The organism is Lactococcus sp. LG1267 (genome assembly GCF_017309545.1).
Classification (GTDB): Bacteria; Bacillota; Bacilli; order Lactobacillales; family Streptococcaceae; genus Lactococcus; species Lactococcus petauri.
In genome coordinates this window covers 1,647,685-1,662,582 of the sequence record NZ_CP071295.1, presented here as the reverse complement: position 1 = coordinate 1,662,582, position 14,898 = coordinate 1,647,685, and the positions used below count along the sequence as shown (strand labels likewise).

Sequence of the window (14,898 nt, the reverse complement as noted above, 5' to 3'; positions counted from 1 at the left end):
TTATTTTGTATAATATTTGTTCATAATTTCCATCCGTAAGCCATTTATTTCGCTGAGATTCGCCGTGAGTAAACTCCGTATAAAAATGCTTTCGTCTCGTGTAATAATACCGTTGTAAACGACTTGAGGATATTCAGCGTTCACACGGAGAACTTGGTCTTTCATCGCTTCTAAATTTTCGGCTGTAACTGGGATGTCTAAGTTCATCGTCCGATCTTTGTAAGAGAAATTTTTCAAGGATTCAATATTACGGTTAGGAATGAAAGCTGTGGCACCATCGTCTGAAATCAAAGTGATTGAGCGGATACCTACAGCAGTGACCTCCCCTTCGATACCGAGATTTTCAAAACGAATCCAATCGCCCACGTTAATCTGATGTTCGACAATAATAAAGAAACCATTGATGATATCTGCGACAAGGTCACGGCCTGCGAAACCAAGAGCAACACCAAGAATACCAGCACCTGCAAGTACACTTCCTACAGGAACACCAAGAATAGAGAGAACGGTATAAATCCAGAGAAAGGCTGTCAGATAAGTTAAACCACTTTTTGTTAGGCGGGCTAAGGTCATTATCCGAGAAGCATCTGCCCAAGAACGATTGCTGTAGTTTTTGAAAAGAGTTTCTACGATGCGTGCACTGATCCGGTATAAAATAAAAAACAAAAAACTGACTAAAAAGACGTAGATTAATTTATCCAACAAGAGTTGGCCGAGTTCTTGAAAATTTATTCTAAGAATATTCATTTTATTTCCATTTCTATAATTTTCTGAATTTATGTTGAAATCACATTCAAAATAGCTTATAATAATTAATTATAACAAATACCATGAAGTTTGGCTTTATGGAAAAAGAATGTCAATAAAATGGGGGATGAAAAAGAATGACAGTTGAATTAGATTGGGAAAATTTAGGTTTTGAATACAGAGAGTTGCCTTATCGCTATATTTCACATTTTAAAGATGGGAAATGGGATGATGGAAAACTTACAGGCGATGCGACCTTGCACCTTTCGGAAGGCTCGCCAGCGCTTCATTATGGACAACAAGGATTTGAAGGACTCAAAGCCTACCGTACAAAATCTGGAAAAATAAATCTTTTTCGTCCTGACCGTAACGCTGAGCGTTTACAAGCTACAGCGCGCCGCTTGCGTATGGCAGAAGTACCAACAGACAAGTTTATCGATGCCGTAAAACAAGTCGTTAAAGCAAATGAAGACTTTGTCCCTCCTTACGGAACTGGAGCTACGCTTTACCTCCGTCCATTATTAATAGGTGTTGGCGGCCTTGTTGGGGTAAAACCAGCTGATGAATACATCTTTACAATTTTTGCGGTCCCAGTAGGTTCTTATTTTAAAGGTGGTTTAGCACCAACAAACTTCCTCGTATCCCGTGATTATGACCGTGCGGCGCCACATGGTACAGGTGCGGCAAAAGTTGGAGGGAATTATGCCGCTTCGATTGAGCCAGGACAAAAAGCACATGAAGCTGGCTATTCTGATGTGATTTATCTTGATCCTGCAACACACACTAAGATTGAAGAAGTGGGTGCAGCAAACTTCTTTGGGATTACCAAGAATAATGAGTTCATCACGCCTTTAAGTCCTTCAATTTTACCTTCTATCACAAAATATTCTTTATTGCAATTGGCGGAAGAACGTTTAGGAATGAAAGCTATTGAAGGAGATGTTTTTGTTGATCAACTAGATGATTTTGTCGAAGCAGGCGCTTGTGGAACTGCTGCAGTCATTTCACCAATTGGTGCTATTGATGATCAGGATAAACACCATGTTTTTTATTCAGAAACAGAAGTTGGCCCAGTGACTCAACGCTTATACAATGAACTTGTTGGTATTCAATTTGGCGATAAGGAAGCCCCAGAAGGTTGGATTTATACTGTTGAATAATAAATAAAAGTCTCAAAAAATAAAGAGAAAATCTGCAGCTGACAAATGTGTCTAAATTTGATATAATAAGGAGTAAAAATTACGAAAGCGATTTTATAGCTTTCTTGTAGGAGAGTATTAATGAATTTATTTGTTGCAATTTTACTTATGATTGTCTTTGCCATTGCTGGCTTTGCTGGGGGCGCTTGGTTTACACAAAAACAAACTAAAAAGCTCTTGATGGATAACCCACCATTGAATGAAGATGCAGTACGTATGATGATGGGTTCAATGGGACGCAAACCATCTGAAGCACAAGTACAACAAGTACTTCGTCAAATTCGTAGTGCAGCTAAACAAGCAGACACTAAGAAAAAATAAGATAAAAAGTAAATTTTGGAGGTATTTATGGACAACAGACCTATTGGCTTACTAGATTCAGGAGTTGGAGGCTTGACCGTTGTTCGCGAGATTCTCCGTCAATTACCAAACGAAGAAATTGTCTATATCGGTGATACGCAACGTGCGCCTTACGGGCCACGCTCAAATGAGCAGATTACTGCTTTCACTTGGGATATGGTCAATTTTTTGCTTTCTAAAAATGTAAAAATGATTGTTTTCGCTTGCAATACAGCAACAGCAGTTGCAATTGAAGAAGTAAGAGCAGCTCTTGATATTCCTGTCATAGGTGTGATTTTACCAGGTGCTTCAAGTGCGATTCAAAAAACAATTAACAAGAAAGTCGGCGTAATTGCGACACAAGCAACGGTTAATTCTGATCAATATCGTAAAGTTATTCAACTCAAATCATCAAGTGTTGATGTACGTAGTTTGGCTTGCCCAGAGTTTGTACCATTGGTTGAATCCAACGGTGCAGATTCGGAAGAGGCTCAAGAAATAGTAGCGAAGGCTTTAAAACCAATGGTTGGCAAAGTTGACACCTTGATTTTAGGCTGCACACATTATCCTCTTTTGCGCAAACTCATCCAAAAAGAAATGGGACCGGATGTTCAGCTTATTGACAGTGGTTCTGAAACTGTACGTGATATTACCGTTTTGCTAAATTATTTTGATCTCAACGGTGAAGAGCGTCAAAATCTCCATCACCGTTTTTATACAACAGGTAAGGCAGAAGATTTTCAAGCTATTGCGGACAGATGGCTTGGTTCGGCAAAAATCACTGCACAGCACACAGAATTATCTGCTAAAAAAACGATACTCATCGCCACACGTAACGATGGGAAAACAGCAGAATTCAAACGTCTATTTGAAGAATTTGGCTACAAAATTAAAAATCTTAAAGATTATCCTGAGTTACCAGATATTGCTGAAACTGGCATGACTTTTGAAGAAAATGCACGTCTCAAAGCAGAACAAATTGCCGAAATTACTGGTGAAGTTGTCATCGGTGATGATTCTGGCTTATGTGTGGATGTTTTAGGGGGTTTGCCTGGTGTTTGGAGCCATCGTTTTGCTGGGCCTGATCCAACAGATGAGGAAAATATTGCAAAACTTCTCCATGAGTTAGCTTCAACAGCAATAACACCTGAGCGTCGGACGGCGCATTTCCATACGACATTAGTTGCTGCTTATCCAGGCCATGACAGTTTGGTTGTTGAAGCAGACTGGCAAGGACGTATTGGCCTTACGCCGCAAGGCGAAAATGGTTTTGGCTATGATCCTATCTTTTTAGTGGGAACGTCAGACCGAACTGCTGCTCAGCTTAGTGCTGAAGAAAAAAATACAGCTTCACATCGTGGTCAAGCTTTACAAAAATTAATGACAGAACTCCCAGAATGGCTGGAGCACATTAAAAAATAAAAAGCGGCATGAGTGTTAGCTAAAAGGAGTCTTCAATGTTTATTGTAATGAGTGATTCACATACTGATCGTGACGTAATTAAAAAAATCAAAAAAAAATATGAAGGCACAGCATCAGCTTTGTTTCATTGTGGCGATTCTGAATTGCCAAGTAATGATGATATATGGCAAGGTATCACCGTAGTTGCGGGAAATTGCGACTACGATGAAGGCTATTCTGAGATAAAAATGGTGGATGTCGAAGGGAAGAAAGTTCTTATTGCTCATGGCCACCAGTTTTACGTTGGCTTAGGTCTTGATCGTTATTCTTACTTTGCAGAAGAAAAAGAAGCGGACATTGCACTTTTTGGTCATATCCATCAGCCTGTCGCACAGATGATAGGAAATACCTTGTATATTAATCCGGGTTCAGTAAGTCAGCCTAGAGGAAGTATCAATATCAAAATGTATGCTGTCGTCACAATTTTAGAAGATGGCTATAAGGTTTCTTATCATGATTTAGAGCACCAGGAAATTCCAGGTCTACAGTTTACTTTTGAGCTTTAGAAAAAAGAGGTAGAGTAAAAATGATTGATAAAGCTATTGAAAAATATTTCTTAGAACAAAGCGAAACTTTTATAAAAGATGCTGACGACGTAGCTATTTTATGTGACGAACATAATATTTCTCATGCAAAATTATTGCTCAGTCAGTATAAATATTCTAGAGTTCCTGTTCTCACTAAAGATAAAGAGTTTGTCGGCGTTTTAGGGCTTGCAGATATTGTCGAATTTGAGATGGGTGAAGATTTCTTTTATGAAAAATCGATGAATACACCTATATCAGAGATTGTGGACACTGAGATAGAAACAGTCTCCCCCTCAGCACCCTTGGAAGAAATCTTACATAAGTTGGTTAAAGAGCCTTTCTTGCCGGTAGTAAAAAGAACCGAGTTTGTGGGGATTATTGCACGTCAAGAAATTCTTAAAGCCATTAACGCTTTTGCCCATGAATTTAGTAAAAAATATGATATTATCGAACGAAATTCCTAATTTTTTAGAGAGTAAAAATTTCTCAGAAAATACCAAATCAAATTATCTTTATGATTTACGAAATTTTGCCGAGTTTTTTGAGAAAAGAACAATTTCTCGTGAGTCGCTCATGCTTTATCGTCAGTCTTTGAAAAAATTGGCTGTGGCAGCACAACGCCGCAAGATATCAAGTGCAAATCAGTTTCTTCTCTATCTTTACGATAAAAATTTATTGAAAGAATACCATAAAATTCAGCAAGTAAATGCACCAAAGAAAGAACTAAAGAAAAAGTTAGAAATCAAGAACATGTCATCCGTTTACAAACCGGTGACTTCTCCTGGTCATTTTTTAGCATTTTTAATTCTTGAGTTTGGATTAACTTTTTCAGAAATACAGCACTTAAGGTGGGAAAATTTCAACTGGAAATTCCGAATTCTTACTGTTGAGAAGTCCGGCTTAAAGCGTGTTTTACCAATACGTGATAAGTTTGCACTTTATACCCAAAGAATAAACAATGCTGATGAATTGTTTACCAAATCACGTCAATTTCTTTATTTAGAACTAAAAAAATATACGGATTTAACAGCAAAAGAATTACGCGAACAATATATCTTACAACAAGTGCGGCTGGGTAAAACCGTATACGAATTAGCAGAAGCTCTAGGGCTATCTACAACAACTACTTTAGAGAAATACTATAAATGAGTGAAGAAATAAAGATAAAAATCAATGATTTTGAAGGTCCTTTAGATTTACTTTTGCACTTGGTTGGGCAATATAAAGTTGATATTTTTGAGGTGCCTTTGGTTCCGATTATTGAACAATATTTGAACTTTTTGAAGGCCATGAAAACATTAGAGTTGGAAATTGCCAGTGAATATATGGTCATGGCGAGTCAGTTAATGCTGATAAAGTCCCGTCGCCTTTTGCCTACAGTGGCCGAGGAATTCATCGAAGATACTGAACAGTTGGAACAAGATTTGCTGGCACAAATCGATGAGTATCGAAAATATAAAGCACTATCCGAAGATATTGCCCAGATGCATGAAGCTCGTAGTCAGTATTATTCCAAAGCCAAAACGGAAATTATTGGAGAAGATGCAGTACTTTTACAAGATCATAACAGTCTGGATTTATTTTTGGCTTTCAGTAATGTTTTAGCCTTACAAAAACAGTCTTTCACAGATGAGAATACAACAATAGAGGCAGAGAAATTCTCAATTTCCGATAAAATAGTGGAGTTATCCCGTTACTTTTTAAAGAAAAAGACGTGTAAGTTTAGTTCTCTGTTTTCGAAGAAGACATCGAAAGAAGAACTTTTGACCACTTTCATGGCTTTACTAGAGCTCATAAAAACACAACAAGTAACGTTTAAGCAGGAAGAAGTTTTTGGTGAAATTCTATTAGAAAGAGGACAAACGAAAGATGAACAATCTGAATAAAACAGCTACTTTGGAGCTGTTACTCTTTGTTACGGGTGAAGAAGGACTGGAGTTAAATCAATTATCGGAACTCTCTGGCATGAGTAAGTTTGCTTGTGAGCAACAAATTGAGCGACTTATCGAAAAATATCAAACAGATGAAGAATCTGCCCTTACAATTATTGAAACTGCTGGAAAGTATAAATTAGCAACAAAAGAAAGTTTTGCAGAACTTCTCAAAAATTATGCGAAGACGCCGCTAAATCAGAGTCTCTCACGTTCTGCCTTAGAAGTACTTTCAATCGTTGCTTACAAACAGCCGATTACGCGCTTGGAAATTGATCAATTGCGTGGGGTCAATTCCAGTGGTACGTTGTCAACACTACGTGCTTATGATTTGGTAGAAAAGACTGGCACACTCGAAGTTGTTGGCCGTCCAGGACTTTATGGAACGACAGAATTCTTTTTAGATTATATTGGTATCAATGACTTGTCAGAGTTACCTGAAATAGATGAAAGCCAATTTATTGGCGAAAAACAAGTATTATTTAACGAAAATGAGGAAATAAATGAGAATCAATAAATTTTTGGCGCATGCAGGTGTAGCCAGTCGACGTAAGGCAGAAGAGCTTATTCTATCAGGAAAAGTTTCTGTCAACAACGTTACAATGACAAATCTGGGCTATCAGGTAGAGTCAGGAGATATTGTCGAGGTCAACGGTGTAGCTGTTTATAACGAAGAACCTGTTTATTATATGCTGAATAAGCCACGTGGATATATCTCAAGCTCAAGCGATGATAAGGGCCGTCAAACCGTTATGGACTTACTTCCTACAGGAAAAGAGCGTATTTATCCTGTCGGACGTTTGGACTGGGATACAAGTGGTCTTTTGTTGCTTACTAATGATGGAGAGTTTACAAACTTAATGACACACCCACGACATGGTGTTGAAAAAGTTTATATCGCTAAGGTTGATGGGCAAGCCAATAAGGAAAACTTGCGTCCTTTGACTTTAGGTATGACCATTGATGGAAAAAAAGTGAGCCCAGCACGTTATGAGATTATGAAACAGGACAAAGCGAAAAACAGCTCGCTTGTTAGCTTGACAATCCATGAAGGACAAAATCATCAAGTTAAGAAAATGTTTGCTGCAGTTGGTTTGCCTGTCCAAAAACTTAGCCGTGTTCAATATGGACCATTAAGTTTAGATGGTTTAGTCCCTGGTCGCTACCGTCGCCTGACCAAAAAAGAAGTTTCACAATTGGTAAATGAAGCAAAAAAATAAGTAAATTCCGAACAATTCTGATGAATATTTGAAAAAATTTTATTTATTACGATATTTTCTTGCTAAAAATAATAAAATGCGATATACTGTATCAATATTAAAAATCTTATTTATGCTTAGGATATGGCTAAGTGTTTCTACCCTGCACCGTAAAGGCAGGACAATAAGAGGATTCTATTTGTACAGTCCTATCTTTAAATCGAAATTTTCATCGTTTACATTTAAAGGTCGTAAATAATATCTTCTTTTTGTCGTCTAGAAATACTCTACCTTATCGGGTAGAGTTTTTGTGCGTATTAGAGCCAAAGCCAGTCTTGAGTGATAAATGTTATAGGAGAAGTTATGAAGTTATTGGAAAATCGTATCGCAACTGATGGACAAGTTTTGGGAGACCAAGTATTAAAAGTGGACAGCTTCCTTACGCATCAGGTCGATTATGAGTTGATGAAAGCGATTGGTGCGCGCTTTGCTGAAGTTTACAAAGATAAAAATATTACTAAAGTTGTAACGATTGAAGCAAGCGGTATTGCACCAGCACTTTATGCAGCAGAAGCACTCGATGTACCAATGGTTTTTGCTAAAAAATCTAAGAATATCACAATGAACGAAGAATTATTGACAACAGAAGTTTTTTCTTTTACAAAGCAAATTACTTCAACAGTCTCAATTTCTCGTAAATTCATCTCTTCTGAAGACACTGTTTTGCTGGTCGATGACTTTTTAGCAAATGGTCAAGCTGCGCTTGGACTCGAAGAACTGATTAAACAAGCTGGTGCACAAGTTGCTGGTATTGGTATCGTCATTGAAAAGAGCTTCCAAACAGGCCGTGAATTACTGATGGATAAGGGTCTTACTGTGACCTCTCTAGCCCGTATCGAGAAGTTTGATTCAGGTCAAGTTGTCTTTGCACCAGCAGACGATGCTGCTTGGGATTAAGAAGGAGAAGGGAAGAAATGTTTAATACAAAAAGACAAGCCAACGGTCAAGCTGCAGTTTTAGGTTTGCAGCATTTACTTGCCATGTATTCAGGGTCGATCTTAGTGCCCATCATGATTGCATCAGCTTTAAATTACAGTGCTTTGCAATTAACCTACTTAATTTCAGCCGATATTTTTATGTGCGGTTTGGCGACCCTGCTGCAATTAAAGATGACTAAAAACTTTGGTATTGGTCTTCCAGTGGTTTTAGGTGTTGCTTTTCAATCTGTCGCCCCACTTATTATTATTGGACAAAAGCACGGTGATGGTGCGATGTTTGGTGCTTTGATTGCCTCAGGTGTCTTCGTTATCGCTTTTGCAGGTGTCTTCTCTAAAATTCGCAAGTTCTTCCCTCCGCTAGTGACTGGTTCAGTCATTACAACTATTGGTTTAACATTGATTCCTGTTGCCGTAGGAAATATGGGAAATAACGAAGCAACACCTACAGCTAACAGTCTCTTGCTTGCTGGGTTTACTATTTTAGTCATCATTTTAGTGAATATTTTTGCCACAGGCTTCATTCGTTCCATTGCCATCTTGATTGGCTTAGTTGCTGGAACAATCCTAGCAGCTAGCTTACATATGGTCGATTTTTCAGCTATTAACCAAGCACCATGGGCTCACTTACCGATTCCTTTCCGTATGGCAATGCCGCGTTTTTATCTGGTAGACTGCTTAATGATGATTATTATCGCGATTGTTTCAATGGTTGAATCGACAGGAGTTTACTTGGCCTTGTCTGATTTGACTGGTGAGGAATTATCTGAAAAACGTTTGCGTAATGGCTATCGTTCAGAAGGACTCGCTGTATTGCTTGGAGGGATTTTCAATACTTTCCCTTATACAGGTTTCTCACAAAACGTTGGTTTAGTACAGTTGTCAGGTATTAAATCACGCAAGCCTATTTATTTCACAGCAGGTTTCTTGATTGTTTTGGGTTTGATTCCTAAATTTGCGGCAATTGCTCAGCTTATTCCTGTTCCCGTACTTGGTGGAGCAATGATCATCATGTTTGGGATGGTGGCAATGCAAGGTGTGAACATGCTGGGAACAGTAGATTATAAGGATAATCAAAACTTACTTATCGTAGCTGTTTCAGTTGGGATGGGTGTTGGATTTAATTCAAGCAACCTTTTTGTTAGTCTACCAAGCTGGGCGCAAATCTTCCTCTCTAATGGAATTGTTGTAAGTACTGTTTCGGCTATTTTACTTAACTTGCTTTTAAATACGAAAAGTAAAACTACAACAGTTGTAAACGCTCAAGAAGCAGAAACACAAATGAATTAAAAAAGTCACGCGATTTTTATCGTGTGACTTTTTACGTTCTTACTTTTATTTTAATTTATCTTTTTCATAGGTGTGTGTTAATTCTAAGCCAGAAAAGTTCTGTTGACGAAGTGCTTCGTAGACAATCATACAGGCAGTATTAGAAAGGTTAAGACTGCGTACATGTTCGTCATTCATGGGGATGCGAATACACTTTTCAGCATTTTCTCGCATAAAATCTTCAGGTAAACCAGTGTCTTCTCGGCCAAAAAGGAAGTAATAATCCTCTGTAGTTTCAGTATAATCAACATCGGAATAAACCTGATCCGCAAATTTACTGACTAAGAAAAGTTTGCCATCTACGTGATCGATAAAATCATCTAGATTTTTGTGATAAACAATGTTGACCTGATCCCAATAGTCCAAACCTGCTCTTTTGAGATTTTTATCGGTAATTTCAAAGCCGAAAGGTTCAATTAAATGTAAAGTAGTATTTGTAGCTGCGCAAGTCCGTGCAATATTTCCAGTGTTAAAATGGATACGTGGTTCGAAAAGTGCAATATGATTCATAATTTTCTCCATTCCGTTTTTGTAAGGGTTTTACATTTTTACAAAAATAAAAACTAGGTAGCTCGGAGTATGGTCTCAGCGAGCAGCCTAGTTGGGGGACTAATTTGCTTTAATCATAACAGGGTTGATTGAAACAAATTAATTGATAGGAATATCTTAACACATCTTTAAGAAAAAGTAAAGGAAATAATGCAAAATTTTTACATTTTTTTCTGAATAAGAAAAATTAAAGTAAAAAAAGGTGTTTTTTGATATAATAGGAAAGGTAATTCTATCCCTCAAGGCACACAAACTGCTTTTGAGAGAACAACGAGAGATTAACTGTTGAAGCAGTTAATAAATAAGGTCTTAAGTGAATTCTTTTTCCATTTTATAACCTATTTGTGTATCAAATAGTTGACCTTAAAATCCCAAAAGAAAGGAACATCTTTGTTTTAAAAGGATGATTGTCTTTTCAAAGTAAACAAAGAAAAGCAACGTAGGTGAAATAAAATGATTTACGCAATTTGGGCAGAAGACGAAAAGAAGGTGATTGGCATTGAAGGTCATTTACCTTGGCGCTTACCTGCTGAACTGGAACATTTTAAAAAGACAACTTACCATCAAGTAATTTTGATGGGGCGTAAAACCTTTGAAGGTATGAATAAACGTGTTCTCCCTGGACGTATCACCATCGTTCTTACACGGGATGAAACTTATCCCAAGGAAGATAATGAACGTGTTCTAATCATGCATAGTGTATCCGAAGTTGTAGAATGGTATAATAATCAAGAGCGTGATTTATATATCATTGGCGGATCAGAGATGTTCCTTCTTTTCGAAAAGGAGTTGTCAGCACTTTATAAGACGGTTGTTCATGGAGAGTTTGCAGGGGATACATATTTCCCTGATACGTTTGATTTTTCGAAGTATGTGAGAGTTTCAGCGGATTATCATAAAAAAGACGAACAAAATCCTTATGACTTTACTGTAGAAAAATATGAGCGGAAGGAGAAACAAAAGCCGTGACAAAATCTATTTTTGGCTTATTTACAGCTGTTTTATGTGCAATTTGTGTAATACTTGCACTGCAATGCTTCCGCAAGAAGCGCTGGGGCTTAGGAACTATTTTTCTTCTTAATGCCTTTACGAATATTGTCAATTCCATTCATGCTTTTTTTGGAACTTTATTTTCCTAAAAATGTTTAAAATCTAGAAAAAGAGAAACAAATGTCTAACGATACAAAAGAAAACGAAAATATATATTGTTCATTCTGTGGCAAGAGCCAACCAGAAGTAAAGAAACTTATCGCCGGTGTCGGTGTTTATATTTGTGACGAATGTGTTGAACTGTCGAGTCATCTGATTGAAGAAGAGATGCGTGAGGAAATGGCTCAAGAATTTGAAACCACTCCCGTAATGACACCAAGAGAGATGTTAGATCATCTAAATGGTTACGTTATTGGACAAGAGCGAGCAAAACGTGCGCTTGCTGTTGCTGTTTATAATCACTACAAGCGTATCAATTTTACGGGCAATGATGATGAAGAAGTTGAACTCCAAAAATCTAATATTTTATTGATTGGTCCAACAGGTTCGGGGAAAACATTTTTGGCGCAGACTTTAGCTAAATCGCTTAATGTTCCTTTTGCTATTGCTGATGCCACGAGCTTGACGGAAGCTGGTTATGTGGGTGAAGATGTTGAAAATATCTTACTAAAATTGCTTCAAGCTAGTGATTTCAATATTGAACGTGCTGAACGTGGTATCATCTATATTGACGAGATTGATAAAATTGCTAAAAAATCAGAAAATGTTTCTATTACCCGTGATGTTTCTGGTGAAGGTGTACAACAAGCTCTCCTAAAAATTATCGAAGGAACAGTTGCGAGTGTGCCGCCGCAAGGTGGACGTAAACATCCTAACCAAGAGATGATTCAAATTGATACAAAAAATATTCTTTTCATTGTGGGTGGTGCCTTTGATGGTATTGAAGAAATTGTCAAACAACGCTTGGGTGAGAAGATCATCGGTTTCGGAACCAACAACAAAGCCTTAGCTGACAATGAATCTTACATGCAGGAAATCATTGCTGAAGATATCCAAACTTTCGGATTGATTCCTGAATTTATTGGACGTTTACCTGTTGTGGCTGCGCTTGAACGTTTGACAGAAACCGATCTTATCAGTATCTTGACAGAGCCTAAAAATGCCCTTATCAAGCAATACAAACAGTTATTAAGCTATGACAACGTAGAACTGGAGTTTGAAGATGCAGCTTTGCATGCCATTGCTGAAAAAGCTATCGAGCGTAAAACAGGTGCACGTGGTTTACGTTCAATTATTGAAGAAGTGATGATGGATATCATGTTTGAAATACCAAGTCATGATAATATTGAAAAAGTGATTATTACGGAAGCAGCTGTACGTGATAAAGCAGAGGCAGAAATCATTTATATTCAAGAATAAAAAACAGAAAATCATGAGTGGTCATGGTTTTCTTGTTATTATCATTGATTTGCTTTAGCAGATTAGAGTGATTATACGGAGGGAAGGGAACGATTTATGACCCTTCTCTCAAAAAAAACTTTAAATAAACCTTGCGCAATTATCTAAGGATAAGATGACAAACAAGGAAAGAGAGAAAAAATGAAAATAAACCCTAATAATTTACAACTGACCATTTCAGCTGCCTCTGCCAAGCAGTATCCAGATACAGATATGCCAGAAATTGCTCTTGCTGGCCGTTCGAACGTTGGAAAATCAAGTTTTATCAATACCTTATTAAACCGTAAGAACTTTGCGCGAACTTCAAGTTCGCCAGGTAAAACACAACTTCTTAATTTTTACAATGTAGATGATACGGTTCATTTAGTTGACGTTCCAGGATACGGCTATGCACGTGTTTCGAAAAAAGAGCGCGAAAAGTTCGGTAAAATGATTGAAGAATATCTCACTACAGCGCCAAATCTTAAAGCGGTTGTCGCTCTCGTTGATTTACGCCATGAACCATCTGAAGACGATAAATTGATGTACACTTTTTTGAAGTTCTATGATATTCCTGTAATTTTAGTTGCAACTAAGGCTGACAAAATCCCACGTGGTAAATGGAATAAACACGTATCCGTGATCAAAAAAGCATTGCAGTTTGACAGCACAGATGATTTTGTTATTTTTTCAAGCTTTGATAAAACAGGAATTAATGAGGCATGGGAAGCCATTGAACAATATGTATAAGATTAAGATTAACAATATGAAGTTCTTTTCGCATATCGGAGTTTTACCTGAGGAAAAGATTCTAGGGCAAAATTTAGAAATTGACTTGATTGTTACCACGAATTTTTCCTATTCTGGTTTAGATGAGCTTGATGAAACCTTGAGCTATGTTGCTTTTTATGAAAAAATCTCAGAAATAATTGAAGTTTCACGAGCGGATTTGATTGAAAAGCTGGCTTTTGATATTATTCAAGCCATTAAAGAAAACAGTAAAGTAAAATCAGTAGAGGTACATATCCGAAAACTAGCGGTTCCTATTGTAGGAATCTTTGACAATGTCGAAATTGAAATGGTTGGTTAAAATATTTAACTTTTAAAGAATATTTACGGCTTTCTAAGGGGGGAGCAAGAAAGTGATGCATACGGTTTATTTGAGTTTAGGGAGTAATATTGGAGACAAGCAAGCTTACTTGCAAGACGCAGTAAGTTTATTGGGGCAAAATCCGGCAATTTTGATAGATAAAAAATCAAAGTTTTATCAAACTTCACCTGTTGGTGGAGTGGAACAAGATGATTTTGTCAATATGGCTTTGAAGATTTCAACGACACTTGAACCGACTAACTTGCTCGAGTTTATTCATGAAATTGAAGCTCAATTAAACCGTGTACGCAAGATTCATTGGGGCCCACGTACAATAGACATTGATATTTTATTTTACGGAAACGAACAGATTTTTGAGAATGATTTGATTGTTCCACATAAAGAAGTCTTTAATCGTCTTTTTGTTCTCGTGCCGCTTTTGGAAGTTTTAGAGCAGGATTTCCCATATGAGCAGCAAGTTAAGCAAGCGATTGAAAAGCTTAAAGACACAGAGCAAGAAGTAGTGGAGATTCCTGCGCAAAAACCTGCGAGAAAGCGTATTGAGCATGCCGTACGAGAAATTCTCTCAGCTGTGGGTGAAAATCCTGAGCGAGAAGGCCTCTTAGAAACACCTGAACGTGTGGCAAAGATGTATGAGGAAATACTCTCTTCACAAAAATTAACGCAATTTGAGGAATATAAACTCTTTAAGATTGAAAAAACAGCACAGGATCAAACAATCTTAATCAAGGATATCCCATTTTACTCGATGTGTGAACATCATATGTTGCCTTTCTTTGGCAAGGCAAACGTAGCCTATATCCCTAAAGATGGTAATATTATTGGCTTAAGCAAGATTCCGCGCTTAGTCAACTATGTTTCGCATAAACTATCCGTGCAAGAAAATATTACGCGAGATATTGCAGAAATTTTAAATGATATTTTAGAACCAAAAGGTGTTGCAGTAGTTGTTGAAGCGCGTCATATGTGTGTGGAAATGCGCGGTGTTAAAAAAGGAAATTCTCAAACAAAGACCTCTTTCTTCATGGGAGAATTTGAAGAAAGTAGAGAAACACGTCTTGAACTTTTAGAAAGCTTGAACTAA

19 protein-coding genes and 1 riboswitch are annotated in these 14,898 nt (G+C 37.4%); of the genes, 17 read left to right on the top strand and 2 right to left on the bottom strand.

What is annotated here, in order from left to right:
- On the bottom strand, positions 1-747 hold the full coding sequence (locus J0J33_RS08105; protein WP_206887455.1) for a mechanosensitive ion channel family protein: 747 nt from the start codon (positions 745-747) through the stop codon (positions 1-3).
- A gap of 137 nt (positions 748-884) precedes the next feature.
- Here J0J33_RS08105 and J0J33_RS08100 point away from each other — a divergent pair, with 137 nt between their 5' ends.
- The 11 genes from J0J33_RS08100 (at position 885) to J0J33_RS08050 (ending at position 9,688) form a co-directional block, all read left to right on the top strand.
- Positions 885-1,907, top strand: a complete 1,023-nt coding sequence (locus J0J33_RS08100; protein WP_019294028.1) for a branched-chain amino acid aminotransferase — start codon at positions 885-887, stop codon at positions 1,905-1,907.
- A gap of 120 nt (positions 1,908-2,027) precedes the next feature.
- Complete coding sequence (locus tag J0J33_RS08095) at positions 2,028-2,267, top strand: YneF family protein (protein ID WP_004257058.1); 240 nt, start codon at positions 2,028-2,030, stop codon at positions 2,265-2,267.
- A gap of 27 nt (positions 2,268-2,294) precedes the next feature.
- A complete protein-coding gene (racE, locus tag J0J33_RS08090; RefSeq protein WP_019294027.1) occupies positions 2,295-3,707 on the top strand; it encodes a glutamate racemase in 1,413 nt (470 codons plus the stop codon).
- A 35-nt stretch (positions 3,708-3,742) separates the two neighbouring features.
- A complete protein-coding gene (locus J0J33_RS08085) occupies positions 3,743-4,252 on the top strand; it encodes a metallophosphoesterase (RefSeq protein WP_064305315.1) in 510 nt (169 codons plus the stop codon).
- 20 nt (positions 4,253-4,272) lie between these two features.
- Entirely contained in the window at positions 4,273-4,737 is a 465-nt protein-coding gene (cbpB, locus tag J0J33_RS08080) for a cyclic-di-AMP-binding protein CbpB (protein ID WP_019294026.1), read from the top strand.
- Entirely contained in the window at positions 4,712-5,422 is a 711-nt protein-coding gene (gene xerD / locus J0J33_RS08075; RefSeq protein WP_029345841.1) for a site-specific tyrosine recombinase XerD, read from the top strand. Before cbpB ends, xerD begins: the two co-directional genes overlap by 26 nt.
- Positions 5,419-6,159 carry a segregation/condensation protein A gene (locus tag J0J33_RS08070; protein WP_019294024.1) on the top strand — a complete coding sequence of 247 codons (741 nt, stop codon included), beginning with the start codon at positions 5,419-5,421 and terminating at the stop codon, positions 6,157-6,159. Before xerD ends, J0J33_RS08070 begins: the two co-directional genes overlap by 4 nt.
- A complete protein-coding gene (gene scpB, locus J0J33_RS08065) occupies positions 6,152-6,721 on the top strand; it encodes an SMC-Scp complex subunit ScpB (protein WP_206889235.1) in 570 nt (189 codons plus the stop codon). Before J0J33_RS08070 ends, scpB begins: the two co-directional genes overlap by 8 nt.
- Positions 6,708-7,424 (top strand): pseudouridine synthase, encoded by a 717-nt coding sequence (locus tag J0J33_RS08060; protein WP_206921664.1) that lies wholly within the window; start codon positions 6,708-6,710, stop codon positions 7,422-7,424. The genes scpB and J0J33_RS08060 overlap by 14 nt, the downstream gene beginning before the upstream one ends.
- A gap of 86 nt (positions 7,425-7,510) precedes the next feature.
- A riboswitch (purine riboswitch) is annotated at positions 7,511-7,608 on the top strand.
- 158 nt (positions 7,609-7,766) lie between these two features.
- Entirely contained in the window at positions 7,767-8,360 is a 594-nt protein-coding gene (locus J0J33_RS08055) for a xanthine phosphoribosyltransferase (RefSeq protein WP_017369896.1), read from the top strand.
- Between the two features lie 17 nt (positions 8,361-8,377).
- Entirely contained in the window at positions 8,378-9,688 is a 1,311-nt protein-coding gene (locus tag J0J33_RS08050; protein ID WP_165711664.1) for a nucleobase:cation symporter-2 family protein, read from the top strand.
- Positions 9,689-9,733: 45 nt separating this feature from the next.
- Here J0J33_RS08050 and J0J33_RS08045 read toward each other — a convergent pair whose 3' ends face one another.
- Positions 9,734-10,237 carry a tRNA (cytidine(34)-2'-O)-methyltransferase gene (locus J0J33_RS08045; protein WP_165711665.1) on the bottom strand — a complete coding sequence of 168 codons (504 nt, stop codon included), beginning with the start codon at positions 10,235-10,237 and terminating at the stop codon, positions 9,734-9,736.
- 492 nt (positions 10,238-10,729) lie between these two features.
- On the opposite strand from J0J33_RS08045, the gene J0J33_RS08040 reads away from it, so the two are divergent.
- From J0J33_RS08040 to folE, 6 genes are all read left to right on the top strand, one after another.
- A complete protein-coding gene (locus J0J33_RS08040) occupies positions 10,730-11,245 on the top strand; it encodes a dihydrofolate reductase (RefSeq protein ID WP_096368315.1) in 516 nt (171 codons plus the stop codon).
- Complete coding sequence (locus tag J0J33_RS08035) at positions 11,242-11,415, top strand: hypothetical protein (RefSeq protein WP_014024827.1); 174 nt, start codon at positions 11,242-11,244, stop codon at positions 11,413-11,415. Before J0J33_RS08040 ends, J0J33_RS08035 begins: the two co-directional genes overlap by 4 nt.
- A 31-nt stretch (positions 11,416-11,446) precedes the next feature.
- Positions 11,447-12,685 carry an ATP-dependent Clp protease ATP-binding subunit ClpX gene (gene clpX / locus J0J33_RS08030; RefSeq protein ID WP_206887450.1) on the top strand — a complete coding sequence of 413 codons (1,239 nt, stop codon included), beginning with the start codon at positions 11,447-11,449 and terminating at the stop codon, positions 12,683-12,685.
- A 180-nt stretch (positions 12,686-12,865) separates the two neighbouring features.
- Entirely contained in the window at positions 12,866-13,453 is a 588-nt protein-coding gene (gene yihA / locus J0J33_RS08025; protein WP_017369891.1) for a ribosome biogenesis GTP-binding protein YihA/YsxC, read from the top strand.
- Entirely contained in the window at positions 13,446-13,793 is a 348-nt protein-coding gene (gene folB, locus J0J33_RS08020; protein ID WP_206887447.1) for a dihydroneopterin aldolase, read from the top strand. Before yihA ends, folB begins: the two co-directional genes overlap by 8 nt.
- A 55-nt stretch (positions 13,794-13,848) precedes the next feature.
- Positions 13,849-14,898 carry a GTP cyclohydrolase I FolE gene (gene folE / locus J0J33_RS08015; protein WP_206887445.1) on the top strand — a complete coding sequence of 350 codons (1,050 nt, stop codon included), beginning with the start codon at positions 13,849-13,851 and terminating at the stop codon, positions 14,896-14,898.

What these genes read in the sequence shown, in the direction of transcription:
- racE (WP_019294027.1), top strand. Translation starts at nt 2,295, where the DNA reads ATGGACAACAGACCTATTGGCTTACTAGATTCAGGAGTTGGAGGCTTG.
- J0J33_RS08040 (WP_096368315.1), top strand. Translation starts at nt 10,730, where the DNA reads ATGATTTACGCAATTTGGGCAGAAGACGAAAAGAAGGTGATTGGCATT.
- J0J33_RS08105 (WP_206887455.1), bottom strand. Translation starts at nt 747, where the DNA reads ATGAATATTCTTAGAATAAATTTTCAAGAACTCGGCCAACTCTTGTTG.
- J0J33_RS08045 (WP_165711665.1), bottom strand. Translation starts at nt 10,237, where the DNA reads ATGAATCATATTGCACTTTTCGAACCACGTATCCATTTTAACACTGGA.
- J0J33_RS08085 (WP_064305315.1), top strand. Translation starts at nt 3,743, where the DNA reads ATGTTTATTGTAATGAGTGATTCACATACTGATCGTGACGTAATTAAA.
- folB (WP_206887447.1), top strand. Translation starts at nt 13,446, where the DNA reads ATGTATAAGATTAAGATTAACAATATGAAGTTCTTTTCGCATATCGGA.
- J0J33_RS08070 (WP_019294024.1), top strand. Translation starts at nt 5,419, where the DNA reads ATGAGTGAAGAAATAAAGATAAAAATCAATGATTTTGAAGGTCCTTTA.
- J0J33_RS08095 (WP_004257058.1), top strand. Translation starts at nt 2,028, where the DNA reads ATGAATTTATTTGTTGCAATTTTACTTATGATTGTCTTTGCCATTGCT.
- yihA (WP_017369891.1), top strand. Translation starts at nt 12,866, where the DNA reads ATGAAAATAAACCCTAATAATTTACAACTGACCATTTCAGCTGCCTCT.
- J0J33_RS08100 (WP_019294028.1), top strand. Translation starts at nt 885, where the DNA reads ATGACAGTTGAATTAGATTGGGAAAATTTAGGTTTTGAATACAGAGAG.
- J0J33_RS08050 (WP_165711664.1), top strand. Translation starts at nt 8,378, where the DNA reads ATGTTTAATACAAAAAGACAAGCCAACGGTCAAGCTGCAGTTTTAGGT.
- folE (WP_206887445.1), top strand. Translation starts at nt 13,849, where the DNA reads ATGCATACGGTTTATTTGAGTTTAGGGAGTAATATTGGAGACAAGCAA.
- J0J33_RS08060 (WP_206921664.1), top strand. Translation starts at nt 6,708, where the DNA reads ATGAGAATCAATAAATTTTTGGCGCATGCAGGTGTAGCCAGTCGACGT.
- cbpB (WP_019294026.1), top strand. Translation starts at nt 4,273, where the DNA reads ATGATTGATAAAGCTATTGAAAAATATTTCTTAGAACAAAGCGAAACT.
- xerD (WP_029345841.1), top strand. Translation starts at nt 4,712, where the DNA reads ATGATATTATCGAACGAAATTCCTAATTTTTTAGAGAGTAAAAATTTC.
- J0J33_RS08055 (WP_017369896.1), top strand. Translation starts at nt 7,767, where the DNA reads ATGAAGTTATTGGAAAATCGTATCGCAACTGATGGACAAGTTTTGGGA.
- clpX (WP_206887450.1), top strand. Translation starts at nt 11,447, where the DNA reads ATGTCTAACGATACAAAAGAAAACGAAAATATATATTGTTCATTCTGT.